A 14392-nucleotide genomic window follows, 5' to 3' on the forward strand; every position below is an offset into this window, starting at 1 on the left:
CGGCCGGTTCAACCGGCTACGAAAGGTCAATCGGTGTCGGATTGGCGAACCGGAAAGGCAGCGTCAAAAAACTTTCAACAGGCTACCAGCAGGCACCTCTCCGCATACGAAGAACGCTGGGCATCGCGGACAAACACGTTGCGCGGGCTTAGATGGGAACTGTCCTGAGCGGATGTCCGACATCGCGGCTGCCAGGGCGATCCGCCGACTGCCAAGCACCTTTGACGACAGCGAAAGGGAACTGATGGTGCCGCTGGAGAGATGCACTACCTCAACTACGGACGAGGGATGATTGTCCGCAACCGCAAGCAGCACGATTGCAGCGCCGAGATCATCAGTATCAGCTTTGCGGTACACGCCGGTGCGCACCCGCTGAAATTTTTTAATGCCCCTAGCATCCGTCAGAACGTCGTCCGGCGTAAATACGATCTGATCGGAACCAACGGCCAATACCATAGCGGAGGGAGTCTCGGCGGAATGGGCGGCGCGCAAAGTCCTGAAGCTCTGCACTAGGTCCATTGCTACCTCGCGGAGCTCAACGAAGCTGCCGACCGTGTCGAGGCCTTGGTCGTCGCAGGCCTGGTTGATGAGCGATCGGAGTTCGGCCTCGTTGGCGAAAGCCAGCCTGTCCCGCACGATCGCGCGGATTACGAAACGCGCCGCCTCATGCATCCGCATGAAGTGCGTTTCTGAGCGCCGCCCCCCGATTCCCAGCACGTGGGTATAGAAGAAGCGTCGCTTGCATTTATCTTTCTCCAGCATCGCGATCTGCGATGCCCGGAGGCGCATCGGACCCCTGATCTCCAGCGCAATCGGCAGGCTTTCGGGGGCGGGGGCCAAACGGTTGCGCAGCATCGGTTCGGAGCGCGTGACGTTCGAGCCGAGGCGGTCCAGGAACGCGGAAAGCGGTCTTCTGGCACCGTCGCTCCTCGCCTTAGCCGCATAAAGGATCAGGCGGTCACGGGCTCTCGATGTCGCGACGTAGAAGAGGCACTCTCTCTCCTCGGCATCGCCGGCGCGTAGTGCTTCCCTGATATCGCCTGAGATAGCCCCAATCACGCCTTCGGGGGGAAGGCATTGGGGCGCCTTCGCAGCCCCTGGCAACGTATCGCCGTTCAACCCTGGCAGGTGAACGCAATCGAACTCAAGACCCTTCGATCCATGGATCGTCATTAGCCGGACAGCATCCAGCCCTTGCGCTGCTGCTGGAAGCTGTCGAAGATCCCGGTCGTCGCCGATAGCCACAAGGCGACGGATGCGATCGAGGAAGCGCGGCACGGGTTGACCAGGCCCCTTCGGCTGAACGCGAACAAAGTTCATCAGCTGCCAAAGCGCAATACCCTTCGCCCGCTCGGCGATGGACGAGGCCACTCCGATGTGTGCGGCGATCCTCGTTCGATCGAGGAGCAGCGTGCTTAGCACCGTCCATGGCGACGCGTTCGCGTCAAAGTCCCGCAAGGCATCGGCAAGGTGATCGAGAGCGCGTCGACCGCAGTCGGAGATGGGCAGGGCCGCCCGGCGGTGCAACCAGTCGAGTGGCGCACCGTCCGTGGCCCGCAGTTCCTCGATCACCGCGCCGACGTCGGCCAACGACATCTCGAAATCCGGCATCGTTGCCACCCGGACCAAACCCATCGCCCGAGGATCCGATAGCAACGACAATAAGGCCAACAAATCCTTTACCTCGGAGCGCTCAAACAGGCTGCCAAGGAAAAGGACCGGAATGTCCATGCGCTCAAGATCCCGCGCGATTTCGCTCAACCGCTCGTTACCGGTGCAGAGGACCGCCTGCTCGCGGTAGGGGATACCAGCCTTCTTCATGTCCCCGATCGCGTCTGCGATACCGACCGATTGGTCTTCCTTGCTCCCCAGTAGCCGAAGCTCAACCGGATTGCCGCTGCGACCGCGATTAGATTCGAGGAAGGACGCTCCGCTGCTTGCAGTCATCCCGTTCGCGAATGACGAGTAGGCCGAGACCACTTCCTCCCTCGATCGATAGTTTATCTCGAGCCGCCCGGCACGCGCGCCAGGGAAGTCGCTCGATGCAAACCTCGCAGTGCTCTCTGGCGACGCGCCGCGGAATCGATATATCGATTGACGGGCATCGCCGACTACCCAAAGGTTCGCGCCAGACGGACGGAGTGCTTTCAGCAGTCGCACGCTTGCACGATTCACGTCCTGATATTCATCCACTAGAATGTGGTCGTACCTGTTGGCAATGGTCGTCGCGATGTCAGGCCGCCGCTCGAAGAGTTCCACCGGGCGCGCGACCAGATCGCCAAAATCGAGCGCCCGGTGCGAGCGTTTCAGGCGCTCGTAGACCTCAAAAACCTGCGCGACTTCAATGGCCTCCAGCGCCCGTCCATGCCTCGGCTCGATGCCGCCTGCGGCCTCCTTCATCTCCTCCGCAAACTTGGCGTAGCCCTCAGGTCCGACCACCTCGTCCTTCGCGCGTGAGATGGCCGCGAGTATATCCCCGATCAGCTGCGTGGGATTGTACAGGTCACGATATCGTACAAGACCGAGGCGAGGGAATTCCGCCTCAAGCAGCTCCACGGCCTCCAGCCGATCCATCATCCGTGGATTGGGCGGCAGATCGAACTCGTCGCTCAGCCGTCGGATCAGGTCGAGGCCGAAGGCATGGAAGGTGCCAATCCACATGGCAGTCGCCTTGTCCGCCGCCTTCTCGGCGATGCGCTCAGCCATCTCCCCAGCCGCCTTGTTCGAATAGGTCAGCACGAGGATGCGTCGCGGATCCACTTTCTCGTCCAGCAACTGAACGACACGGGCCGTCAGCGTCTGGGTCTTTCCTGTGCCCGGACCGGCTTCGAGCAGATAAGGTTCACCGCGATGCTTGGCCGCATCCGCCTGGGCTTTGTTAAGCGGATGCTCTTTCTTCAGCTTGTTGATGGGAATAATGACTGGGAGAAGCAGAGCATCGAACAGCTGCTGCGCCACTACCTCCGCCGGTGCTCCCATCCGTAACGCGATGTCGGATGCCGACAGCTTATCGTCGACGTGCATCCGCCGAACTAGACTACGGGGAAGTAGGAACTCGCGGGCAAAGAGGTCCATCTGCACTTCGCGGCGCTGCCGTCGGCCGTAGTCGACGACACGGTCGATGCCGGTAGGCGAAGGCTCGGCAGCTCGGCTCATGTCGGAATCGAGGATCGTTGGAGGAATTTCCGCGTCGCCCAGTTCGTGATGACCGATCTCGTGCGCGACGAGGAACGCCTGCTCGAACGCCGTACCAGCGTCCTCATGGATGATCAGGTCATCTTCCGGGATCAGCGTCGCGCGGCCTTTGTCCAAGCTTGCATGACCGGGATTCGCCTTTTCCACATCCAGTCCTCGGTGCGCCGCTTCGCGGACCGCGAAGGTGTAGGGCTGCGTCGGGTCGAGACCGCGCGCTACCGCTGCATCATGCAGCGCGGAGGCCCTGCGCCTGCCGAGTTCGATAGCGTCCATGGCTTAGGTGTCCGCGAGAAGTCTGGCGCAATCCTGTTTGGATACGCCAGCTCCGAGTAGTATCTCCTCGAAGCTGACCTGCTCCACCTCGCCCGGTTTGCCGTCCGATTTGTGCATCCGACCCTGCGAAGCCTGCACTAATCCGGACATCGCAGCGATGACATGCGCGGGTGGAAGATTGAACTCGTCGGCGAACATCCGAACCACGGAACCCGGAACGGTTTGGGGGATCACCCTATGCTCGCGGAAGCACGTGATCACCTGCCGCGGTACGCCGAGCCGGAGAGCCACAGCCTTTCCGCGCTCGCCCGTGAGTGTTTGGAATGGGTCCGCCGACCGCGCCTGCGGGAAGGCTGCGGCGTAGCTGATCCAGGCCGCATCGATGCGCGACAGCGCAGGTCCGCTGAGCGGCGCGTGGGACTGCTCCTCGCAGGTGGCGGCCATTCGCGATAGGTCGATAAGCTGTGTCGAGTACTGAGGGTATTCCCGAAGATAGCGCTGCAGCGTGGGTGACCGTTGGTCGACCTCCATCATGAACCGTTCGAGGACCTCATCAAGGTCCGGTGTGGTGTCGTGGGAATTCATTATTGGTCCCCAGATTTAAACAGCGCCATAAGCGTCGCAACGGCGCGGGCCCTATAGGTTCGAACGGACCGGTCCGAGCATCCCAGCGCCTTGGCGATGGTCATGACCTCGGGGTCCTTGGATTCGGTCGGCAAGCCGAGCAACGATAAGTGCATGGTCCTGCTTTGTTCCAGTGGCAGGTCATCAATCGCCTCGTACAGGCGATCCCGGAAGAGTGGGTCCGAAAAAATATTGTCCTTGATCTGATCGGCTCCGAATTCAGCCGCTGTCAATTGGCCTCCAGCACCGTTGTCGTCCAGTGAGGTTGTCCGGCTGTCGTCCCGCCAAGCCTGATCCTGAGCGTCGAGCCGCATGCGCTTAACCGCCAAGTCGAACCGGATCTCGAAGAAATCCAGCTTCTCGCCGGGCGTCTGCTTGTCCTCGATGAGCATCTCGGCGAAGCGGTCGAAGACCAAATTCCGGATCTTTTCCTTCACGTGTTCTATCGTGCCGTTGGCCCCTTCTGCGCGCGGGAGGGATCGCCAGAGCCGCTCCATCAGCACCTTGTACAGCCGTTCGAACCATGCGTCGGAGTTGTCCCTCCTGCTAGCCCGAACGTGGTGGAGGAGGCATTCGCTGGATACGAATTCGGGGTCGCTGCGGTCCTTTATCGCGGCTCTACGAAGCAACTCGTCACGTGAGACAAACGCCAGGCGTTCCAAGGCTACTGTCACCTCGGGAGGGCGCTCGTATAACTCTCCTGCCTTCGTTCGTTTTATGAGCGGAGTTATCAACTTGCTCTCCATTGCCCACGCTCAAAACGAGCATGGTACAACTCAATCGGGCTGGCAGCAGGAAACCGGAAACGTCCGACTGCGTTCTAGAACGTTCTGCAAGCTCGATGATGCGTGCGCAATCCATGAGTGGATCATTGCCCTTAATAATGGGCGAAGCTGAGTTTTAGCTGGAGATTGTGGTGCGTTCGTTGGCGCAGGCGCGCCGCCCTACCCCGATCACCATGTGTCGCCTTGCGGCCGCGGTCGGCTATCGCGACAGAGGCTTGGGACAGGCTCCAGAACAGGCTCCAAACATCGGCCGTCCGGAACGACTGTCTCTCGACGAGGATACCGCACGCATCTTCCAGCCGCCTCGTTCTGATCGCCTCGACCAACCTGCTGCGCGCAGCGGGGCGGAGCGTGTCATGCTGCCACAGCAGCCCGAACAGCCGGGTGAAGATATGGCCGTGAGGGAGAGCGGCGCCGATCCCGCGTTTCTCGATCTGGGCCATCTGCAGGATCCAAAGAGGAGTCACAGCTTACGATAGCGCTGATGATTCTTTGCGTCCCGCCCGAGGGGCTGGAGGCAGGGCATGGCGTCGGCGCACTCCTTGAAGATCTCGCCAGCCGCGATGCGGGCACCCTTGGGAAAGCTCTCCCAAAGTTCTTCGGGAAACAGGGCGCGCAGCTTGAACTCCTCGCCAGCGGGCAGGCTGTCGATGGTCTCGATAGCAGCGGCAACTACCTGCTCAGCAAATTGATCGTCCGTCACAGCGAGAGCACTACCGTCGCTGCGCCGCAAGTCCAATCGCCGCCCCACTTCTCGCAGTCACGGGCGGCACGAACGATTCCCTTGCGGATCGCGGCGGCGGTCTCCTCGAATTTGAGGATGCGGCGTGACCTAACCGCAGGCGCGCGTAGAGAGGGCTGCGAGCTTGTCGAATTTTCCCTGCTAAGTTCCATGTGCTCGATAATGCCGGGTAGATCGTCGGCCGCAAGTGCCTTTGCGTTCAGCGTGCCGAGTGAATTGTGGCTGCTGCTGGCTCATATATAGAAAGCCGTTTAGCGCTTGCTCGGGAGGTAAGGGCGGGTTTGACATCCGGCGGATGTCGACCAAGTGCCGACCGTCTTGCGTCTGCTTCTGAACCCAATCCGAGAGATGCGGTCCGCAACGTCCGAGAGACCGTCGTTCACACGCCCCCGCAACCTTGCGTTGTATCGTAGGTTCGAATACGATGTACGCAGTCGAACTGAGCCGACAAGTTACGGTTTTCAGGTGGAAAAGTTTTTAGAGGTCGTTGAGGTACATCCCGAGGTATCGAACTCAAATTGAGCGGTGATTTTGGCCGTAGATCAGCCGATTATCGCCTAGGTTCGAATCCCTCCCGCTCCGCCATCCTGTCCCGCTTGGCTGCGGGGATCATCGCGGGATTGGCCCCCGTGCCGCGGCGTGGTGCCGTCGAGTTTGCTGACGGCACGACGCAAATGATTAGCGACGAACGATTATTTGGCCTGATGTGATGGCAAATGGGTCGGGATGCCAACCTGACGCACCCTGCCCACCAGAAGCCGGGGTGGCGCCCGAGCCGATCGATCTCCGCTATTCGGGATTGCGTACCGGGCGCGCCGAAGATGCCGCTCGCGGCTCGATACGGTGCGGTGGAATAGTGCCTACAGGAAATAGTCCTGCATGACGCTGTGATCCGGCGCATATAGCGTGACGTGCCGGTCCCAGGACTGGGTGTTCGCCTGGTCGAGTTCGACGACGGTGCGCGTGCCGTCGTCATTGTTGATATCGTAAAAGTCGATCCGCCCTTGCGCGTCGTAATAGCTTAGCTGGGACGTCCAGGGCTGATCGCCGCCCTGATCGATATCGACGACGACGCGGGTGCCGTCGTCCCTGTTGACGTCGTAGAAATCGACCCGGCCCTGGATGTCGAAATAGGTCAGTTGGGACGTCCAGGTTTGGCTTGCATCCTGATCGACATCGACGATCACCCGCGTTCCGTCGTCATTGTTGCTGTCGTAGAAATCGACGCGTCCCTGCGAGTCGAAATAGATCAGCTGGGATGTGAACGCCTGATTGCCTGCCTGATCGACATCGACGATCACGCGCAAGCCACCATCCTTGTTGATGTCGTAGAAATCGACCCGACCCTGGGCATCGAAATAGGACAGCTGCGACGTGAAGGACTGATCGCCGCCTTGGTCGAGATCGACGATCGTGCGCAAGCCATCGTCATTATTGATGTCGTAGAAGTCGATCCGTCCCTGGGCGTCGAAATAGGTGAGCTGCGATGTCCATGGCTGGTTGCTGGCTTGATCGAAGTCGATGATCACGCGGGTGCCGTCATCCTTGTTCTGGTCGATCAGATCGAGTCGCCCCACACTATCGTAATAGCTCAATTCCGAACTGTAGGTGGTGATGTTGGCGATATCGAGATTCGCGATCACGCGCGAATGATCATCATTTACGGTGGTTTGGCGCGACAATTGCCAGTCGGCGGAATAGATCGACTGGATGGTCGACCAGGGGTTTGCCCCCGTGTCCGTCATATTCTGTTCCGCACCTTCGAAACCGTGGGCGGAGAGGTTGAACGCCGTCGGCAGGGCGCTTCCGATGACGACAAGCGTGTCGTTTCCGTCGCCCCCCAGGATGAAATCGGACGTGTCGGCACTGTCGAAGGTGATGCGATCGTCGCCGGCCCCTCCGGACAGCTTGTCATTGCCCGCGCCACCGACGAGATTGTCGTCGCCCTGGCCGCCGGAAAGCGAGTCATCGCCGATATTGCCGATGATCGTTTGATTGCCTTCTTCGGTCGATAGCGAGACGCCGATCGCGCCGATCGCCTCGATCATCGCAAAGCCGGAGATCGTCGCGGATGCCGAAATCCGCAGCTTGGTGCCGTCGACGACGTCGAATTTCACATTCTGGCTGAGCGACAGAAAGTTTATCGTCGCGCTGCCCGCTATGCCGCCGCCCTGGACCGTCACCGGGCCCGAGGTCGCCGCCGATATGTCGAGCGTGTAGCCCCCGCTCGTCGTGCTCGATGTAGACAGGCTGCCCATCGACAGTAGGAGGTCGCTGCGTCCCTCGCCCTGCGAGTAAAAAGCGTTGCCGTCGGTGTCGGTATAGGCGACGCCCAAGATGAAATGATGACCGCGCGTTCCGAAATCCTCGGTCACGAGCTGGGGGCCGACGCTCGTCGCACTGTTCGACTCGGTGGTAACGCCCAGCCCGATTTCGGTGTAGTTCGGGTCCATGATGTTGACGCGGTGGCCGGCGCCTGCCTGCATGCCGTCGGGGCCCGGCCCCCAATCCACCATGAAGCCCGCATGCCCGTAGAGCGGGCTTTGCGAATAGGCGTAGATGTTTTCGCCGACACGTGACCAGTTGACATAACCTGCTGCGGTTATCCGGTCTCCCAGGCCTTGTTCGCCCGGAGTTTGATGGGACTGCGCGTCTGCCGCGATCATGGCGGCGTTGTGGTCGGTGGCGGCTTTCGTCAGTTGTGCGTTCCATGCGACCGGGGCTACCGGCTGCAATGCCTGGAAAGCGCTGAGCAATGCGCTGCCCGACACGTTGAACGACCGGAATGCCGATTGAATCGCCGCGTTGGGCGAATGCAGCGGCGAATAGGAGTCGATATAGCGCTGGGCATTGGCCAGCGGGTTGAGCCGGGCTTCGTTGATGAGCTCGAGATAAAGCTGCTCCGCGTCGCTCGGTCCGGCCATTTCAACGCAATCCTACCAAGGGGCGATCATTCAAAAATCTGGCATGCGAAAATCTGGGCGCTGGATGTACAGGCGATGTCCCATCGTCCCGGTATAGAGGAAGGCGTCAGGCAGACATGTGACCGAACGCACTCGCTCATCGCGATTCCAAATCATCGGCAAATCATCGGGCCGAAGTCGCTTTCGGCTGAACCGTCGGTGGGCAATATTCGTTCCGCGCGCGGCGATCGTTTCGCATGCGACATCGCGGGCCGCGATTCGAAAAGACGATCGAACATGTTGCCGGGATGGGATCTGCTGAGCTACCCCGGGGCGCTCGCGCGGCAACAAGCACGATAGTTAGGACAGCCCATGGCCAATGAAATCACAGGCACCGGTAGCGGCGATACGCTCCGCGGAACGTCAGGCGATGATTTGATCCAGGGGCTGGATGGTCCGGACCAGCTTTTCGGAGATGCCGGAAACGACATGTTGGACGGCGGCGCCGGCAACGATTTGCTCGATGGGGGCACCGGCGATGACACCGCCGTCTTCGCCGGCAATTTCGCCGATTATACGATCCGCTATGACAATGACGCGCGGGTTACCATCGTGACCGGGATCGGCACCCGGGCGACCGACGGGGCCGACCAACTTCAGCGGGTCGAGAATGCGCGCTTCGCGGATCGCACGGTGCAATTGGGGATCAGCCCCAATAATGCGCCGATCCTCGGTGAACCCAGAATGGCCGACCAGGTCACCGAAGACGGCAAGCCTTTTTCCTATCAGATCCCTTTTACATCGTTCATCGACCTCGATCAGCCCGGCACCAGCGATCCGCGCGATGTCGCTTCGCTGTCCGCTCGTCTCGCGGACGGAAGCGCCTTGCCCGGCTGGCTGGCGTTCGACCCCGTGACAAGAACCTTCTCCGGTGTCTCACCCCTGTCGGCAGCCGGTACGACGATCGACATCCGCGTTACCGCGACCGATTATGATTATGCGATCTCCGACGATTTTCTCGTCACGATCAATCTCGCCCCAGGACCTGACATCGTCGGTACCGCCGGAGGCGGCAACATTGCCGGCACCTTCCGCTCGGAAACGATGATCGGCACCGACGGTCCCGATACCTTCCTTGGTTCGCCGGGTGCCGACCGCATCTCCGGCGGTGCTGGCCTCGACCGTGTCGACTATTCCGCATCCGACGCCGGTGTCACCGTGAATCTGGCGACCGGCGTGGGGGCGGGCGGTTACGCCGAAGGCGATCTTCTCCTTTCGATCGAACAGCTCGTCGGCTCGGCCTATGCGGACCGGCTTACCGGAACGGCGGGGAACGACGTCCTGCTCGGCGGCGCCGGCAACGACATCATCGACGGCGGCCGCGGCGAAGATATCATCGATGGCGGCGATGGCGACGACAGGATTTTCTACGAAGCTGACGATATTCCCGATAATGTGACGGGCGGCGCGGGGATCGACACCCTCGTCTTCATGAATATCGATCGCGGCAGCAGTGGTAATGCCGAGGCGAGGGGATTCGAATATATCGAGCGAATCACCACCGATACCGACAACAGCAAAAATTATGTCTCGATCGATCGCCTGACCGATCTCCAGGGCCGGCAGCTGCAGACAGAGACGATTTTCGACAATGGCACGCGGACCGTCGCGGTTTACGATCCGTTCAACAAAAACACGAACTATGACACGCAGACGACCTATTATGATGCCCAGGGCCGGGTCGATTTCACCGATACCGCCACGGATCAGGGCAACCGGCTCATCGTCGATTTCGACCAGGCTGACAGCTCGCCTCTGAAGGTGCAGTTCACCTATTTTTCTGGCCTGAGCATAATCGATTTCTACGACTCTTATTATGACGATGGTTCGCGCGTGGTCGTCGATCGGGATAATTCGTCGAACAAGCCCTGGACGACGCAGCTCACCTATTTCGATACGCTCGGCCGCATCGATTTCTATGATGTGAATAACGACAACGGCACCCGCACGATCGTCGATATCGATCAGGCGGGCAATCAGGCCTGGACGTCGCAGCTGACCTATTATGAACTGCAGGGCCGGGTCGATTTCTATGACATCAACAACGATGATGGAACGCGCACGATCGTCGACCTCGATCAGGCGGGCAACCAGGCCTGGACGACCCAGCTGACCTATTTCGATACCCAGGGCCGCATCGACTTCTACGACGTCAACAAGGACGATGGAACGCGCACGATCGTCGACCTCGATCAGACGAACAACCAGCCCTGGACGTCGCAGCTGACCTATTTCGATACCCAGGGTCGTGTCGATTTTTATGATTATAACAATGACGATGGCACGCGGACAATCGTCGATGTCGACCAGGCGAACACCGAAAGCTGGACGCAGCATGTTACGCTCTATGGCGCCAATGGATCGGTGGTTCAGGATTATTATCTGTTCTGAGCGACGGTGAGAGGACCCGACCGACCTTGCGCGTCGTGATTGCGGTGGAAGGCTCGTTTACCGGGGCGTAGGCGCAGTGCGGGTCGACATGCTCCGCGATTCCTGCACCCCTCCTTCTCGCACCGAGCGAAATTCGCGCCACCAAATCCTGGCGCGCGCTTGAGGCCTGCGGTCGGCGCGAGCTTCGCGAGCATCGCGGTCATGTCCGAAGACGGCGGTCTCCCGCACGGGACGAATATTCCGACGCCATCGCGCGGCGGTCTTCCTCGCAATCCCCCCGCGATATGCCAGCGCGGACGCGGTGACCCGCCGCCGGTCGCGCGATTGCCGGTCACATCGATCGCGGTTATGCCCCGGGACTCACCGGATCGATCAGGACTCCTCCCGTGCCGCCGCCGCTCCGCGCTCTCCACGAACCGCCGCCGCATCGTCGGGTGCAGAATTTCCTGGGCGATGCATGGGTCGAACGGCTGCTGGCGCATGCCGTCGCGCACGAGGACGATTTCGAAACCGCGCGCCTTATCGAGCAACGCGTAGATCGTGCGATCCGCGCCTCCCGGCTGATGCGCGATTTCGGCGCACTGCGCGGGGAACTCGAGGCATATTTCGGCGCCGTCCTTGACGATGCCACCCGGGCGCTCGGTCTGCCGCCGATCCGGCTGGCCGCGTTGGAACTGGAACTCGTCGCCCATGGCGACGGCGCCTTCTATCGCGAGCATATCGACACCGCCACCGATGCCCCCGGGTCGACGACGACACGTGCGCTGGCGGGCGTCTATTATTTCCATCGCAGGCCGAAGGGCTTCACCGGCGGCGAACTGCGGCTGTACGCCATCGCCCCGGCCCCGGACGGCCGGCGGTCGTTCGTCGACGTCGCCCCCGATCGCGACATACTGCTGCTGTTTCCGGCCTGGGCGCCGCATGAGGTGCGGCCGGTGTCCTGTCCGTCCGGCGCCTTCCTCGACAGCCGCTTCGCGATCAATTGCTGGTATCGCCACCGATGGGACGCCGCGACAGGCGGGGCGCCAGCATAGCCGGAAGGATTTGCCCGACGGCCGCCAGCGGGGCAAGAGCCATCCATTGCACGACAGATGCCCCGACATCAGCGAGGTCCGACACCGATCATGCCCGACGCTCTCAAACTCACCGATCGGGTCGCGCAGGGCCGCAAGCAGCTCGCCGCCGAGGCCGGCGACACCGTCGTCATGCTCAGCGTCGATCACGCCGTCTATTGCGGGCTCGACGATATCGGCAGCGACATCTGGCGCCGCCTCGCGCAGCCCATGACGATCGCCGAACTGTGCGACGCGCTGGCGGTGGACTATCGCGGCGATCGCGACGCGATCACCACCGACGTCCTTGAGCTTCTGTCGTCGTTGCACGCGCGCGGGCTGGTCGATGTCGTCTGAGCCCGGCGTTGCGGTGGGCGATCTGTTCCTGTGCGGCTGGCGTCTGCGAACGCCCATCGCGATGCCCGAACTCGCCGCCTGGACGGGGGACGATCGCGAACCCGATCTGACGATCCGCACCGGTGCGATACCGGCGCGGCTGACCGATGCCGAGCATGTCTCGCCGTTGCTGCAGGTCAATCGCAACCGGCAGGCGCGCCTCGCGATCGACGGCGTCGCCACCTATTGGCTGCGGTCGGACCATGAGATCCTGATCGATCCCTCGATCGATGTCGACAGCCCCGATGTGCGGACCTTCCTGTTCGGTACGATCCTCGGTCTGCTCTGCCACCGGCGGCATCTGCTCCCGCTGCACGCATCCTGCGTGGTCGTCGGCGGCACCGCGATCGCGATCGCCGGCGTGTCGGGCGCCGGCAAGTCGACGCTGGCCGCGGCGCTGGTCCGGCGCGGGCACCGGCTGGTCTGCGACGATGTCTGCGCGATCGATGCCGATGCGGCGGACGGGCCGGTCGTGCGCCCCGCCTTTCCGCGGGTGAAACTGTGGCGGGACTCGCTCGATGCGATGGGCGTCGCCACCACCGGGCTTCGCGCCAACCGGGTCGGCCAGGACAAATATTATCTGCGGTTCGGCGATCCGGCGCAGTTCCAGGCGGAGCCGGTGCCGCTGAAAAAGGTCTATCTGCTCGATCAGCTCGCCGCACCGCTGGCCGGGCGGGATGCGATCGAGCGGCTGGCAGTCACCCACGCGGCGATGGGGCTGCACGGTCAGGTCTACCGCAAGCGGACGGCGCTCCGCTGGGGGCGTGCGGCGGATCTGTTCGCCGCGGTCGCGCGGCTCGCAGGCGGGGCCGGTATCTTTCGCCTGACACGCGGCCCCGATCTGGCCGGGCTCGACGATATGGTCCGGCGGGTCGAGGCGCACGCCGCGGCATGACCGGCTTCGCCCTGCTCGCTTCCTATCCGCGGTCGGGCAACACCTGGGTGCGCGCGGTGCTCACCGCGCTCGTCCGCGGCGACGGTGCGCTCGATATCAACGCGCTCGAAGGCCCGATCATCTCCGACCGCGCTTCCATCGACGACATGCTCGAGATCGACACCTCCGATCTTCTTCCCGACGAGGAACGTCGCCTGCGGCCGGCCGCCTATCGGACCGGCCGGCCGGACGGGCGTGGCTTTCCGCTCAAGACCCATGACGCCTGGCTGGTCGCCCAAGGGGCTACGGAGCCACCCTTTCCCCGCGAGCGGATCGATGCGGTCGTGCTGATCGTGCGCGACCCCCGCGACGTGACGCTGTCGCTTGCCCATCATTATGGCCTCACCCTCGACGAAGCGATCGCGGCGATGGCGCATCCGCGCTTTTCGCTGGGGACGAGCAGGACGGGATTGCGTCCGCAGGTCTCGCAACTCGTCTCGGGCTGGAGCGCGCACACGGCCAGCTGGCTCGATTCAGGGCTGCCGCTCACCCTCGTCCGCTATGAGGATCTGGTCGCCGCACCCACGGCGGGTTTCGCGACCATCGCCGCCACGTTCGGCTATGCGGCCGACCCGGATCCTCTGGCGGCGGCGATCGACGCGGCGCGACTCGACCGGCTCAGCGCGGCGGAGGCGCACACCGGGTTTCGCGAATCCTCCCCCTTCGCACCGCACCGCTTCTTCGGCCCCGGAACCCCGGGAGGATGGCGCGACAAGCTGACCGTCGCGCAGTCTGCGCGGATTTGCGACGATCATGGCCCGATCATGCGTTTGCTGCGTTACGACGATTGATCGCCATGCGGTTTCGCAATGCCGGTGCGCAGCAAACGGGCTGTACAGCATGCGGCGCGGCGATTATTTCAGCATCGAGAGTGAAGCGAGGTGCGTCGTGCAAGAACCAGAAAACACAGCGGATATCGCCGCGAACGAGGTGCCGTCCCGGGACTGGCACAAGCCGGTCGCGACCTTCCTCCCGACCAGCAGCACCGAAAACGGCCCCGGCTCTACGCCCGATTCGGGTGTCGATTTCTCCTGATC

At 62.1% G+C, this 14392-nt stretch carries 12 protein-coding genes; 6 read left to right on the forward strand and 6 right to left on the reverse strand.

Translation table 11 applies throughout. The features are described 5' to 3' along the window. Nucleotides 1-63 precede the first annotated feature (63 nt). The 6 genes from AC1RM6_RS24540 to AC1RM6_RS24565 all read right to left on the reverse strand — a co-directional run bounded on the left by AC1RM6_RS24540 (nucleotide 64) and on the right by AC1RM6_RS24565 (nucleotide 8543). Nucleotides 64-3468: a UvrD-helicase domain-containing protein gene (locus tag AC1RM6_RS24540; protein WP_493106123.1), complete on the reverse strand. Its 3405-nt coding sequence runs from the start codon at nucleotides 3466-3468 to the stop codon at nucleotides 64-66. Nucleotides 3469-3471: 3 nt separating this feature from the next. After that, a complete protein-coding gene (locus tag AC1RM6_RS24545) occupies nucleotides 3472-4053 on the reverse strand; it encodes a hypothetical protein (protein ID WP_493106125.1) in 582 nt (193 codons plus the stop codon). Then, on the reverse strand, nucleotides 4053-4754 hold the full coding sequence (locus AC1RM6_RS24550) for a DNA-binding response regulator (protein WP_493106127.1): 702 nt from the start codon (nucleotides 4752-4754) through the stop codon (nucleotides 4053-4055). Before AC1RM6_RS24550 ends, AC1RM6_RS24545 begins: the two co-directional genes overlap by 1 nt. A gap of 215 nt (nucleotides 4755-4969) precedes the next feature. Further along, nucleotides 4970-5320 (reverse strand): hypothetical protein, encoded by a 351-nt coding sequence (locus tag AC1RM6_RS24555; RefSeq protein ID WP_493106129.1) that lies wholly within the window; start codon nucleotides 5318-5320, stop codon nucleotides 4970-4972. Nucleotides 5321-5340: 20 nt separating this feature from the next. After that, nucleotides 5341-5610 carry a DUF1413 domain-containing protein gene (locus AC1RM6_RS24560; protein ID WP_493106131.1) on the reverse strand — a complete coding sequence of 90 codons (270 nt, stop codon included), beginning with the start codon at nucleotides 5608-5610 and terminating at the stop codon, nucleotides 5341-5343. Nucleotides 5611-6479: 869 nt separating this feature from the next. Beyond that, nucleotides 6480-8543, reverse strand: coding sequence for a CAP domain-containing protein (locus tag AC1RM6_RS24565; RefSeq protein WP_493106133.1), 2064 nt, complete (start codon nucleotides 8541-8543; stop codon nucleotides 6480-6482). A gap of 351 nt (nucleotides 8544-8894) precedes the next feature. Here AC1RM6_RS24565 and AC1RM6_RS24570 point away from each other — a divergent pair, with 351 nt between their 5' ends. The 6 genes from AC1RM6_RS24570 (at nucleotide 8895) to AC1RM6_RS24595 (ending at nucleotide 14390) form a co-directional block, all read left to right on the forward strand. Further along, the gene (locus AC1RM6_RS24570; protein WP_493106136.1) at nucleotides 8895-10973 is read left to right on the forward strand and encodes a putative Ig domain-containing protein; all 2079 of its coding nucleotides are present in this window, start codon (nucleotides 8895-8897) and stop codon (nucleotides 10971-10973) included. Nucleotides 10974-11359: 386 nt separating this feature from the next. After that, on the forward strand, nucleotides 11360-12007 hold the full coding sequence (locus AC1RM6_RS24575; RefSeq protein ID WP_493106138.1) for a 2OG-Fe(II) oxygenase: 648 nt from the start codon (nucleotides 11360-11362) through the stop codon (nucleotides 12005-12007). Between the two features lie 90 nt (nucleotides 12008-12097). After that, nucleotides 12098-12382, forward strand: a complete 285-nt coding sequence (locus tag AC1RM6_RS24580; RefSeq protein ID WP_493106140.1) for a PqqD family protein — start codon at nucleotides 12098-12100, stop codon at nucleotides 12380-12382. Further along, entirely contained in the window at nucleotides 12372-13316 is a 945-nt protein-coding gene (locus AC1RM6_RS24585) for an HPr kinase/phosphorylase (RefSeq protein WP_493106142.1), read from the forward strand. The genes AC1RM6_RS24580 and AC1RM6_RS24585 overlap by 11 nt, the downstream gene beginning before the upstream one ends. Beyond that, nucleotides 13313-14146, forward strand: coding sequence for a sulfotransferase domain-containing protein (locus AC1RM6_RS24590; protein ID WP_493106144.1), 834 nt, complete (start codon nucleotides 13313-13315; stop codon nucleotides 14144-14146). The genes AC1RM6_RS24585 and AC1RM6_RS24590 overlap by 4 nt, the downstream gene beginning before the upstream one ends. Nucleotides 14147-14195: 49 nt before the next feature. Continuing rightward, nucleotides 14196-14390, forward strand: a complete 195-nt coding sequence (locus AC1RM6_RS24595) for a hypothetical protein (protein ID WP_493106146.1) — start codon at nucleotides 14196-14198, stop codon at nucleotides 14388-14390. Nucleotides 14391-14392 lie beyond the last annotated feature (2 nt).

It is taken from the genome of Rhizorhabdus sp. GW822-FHT03C02, assembly GCF_058801765.1.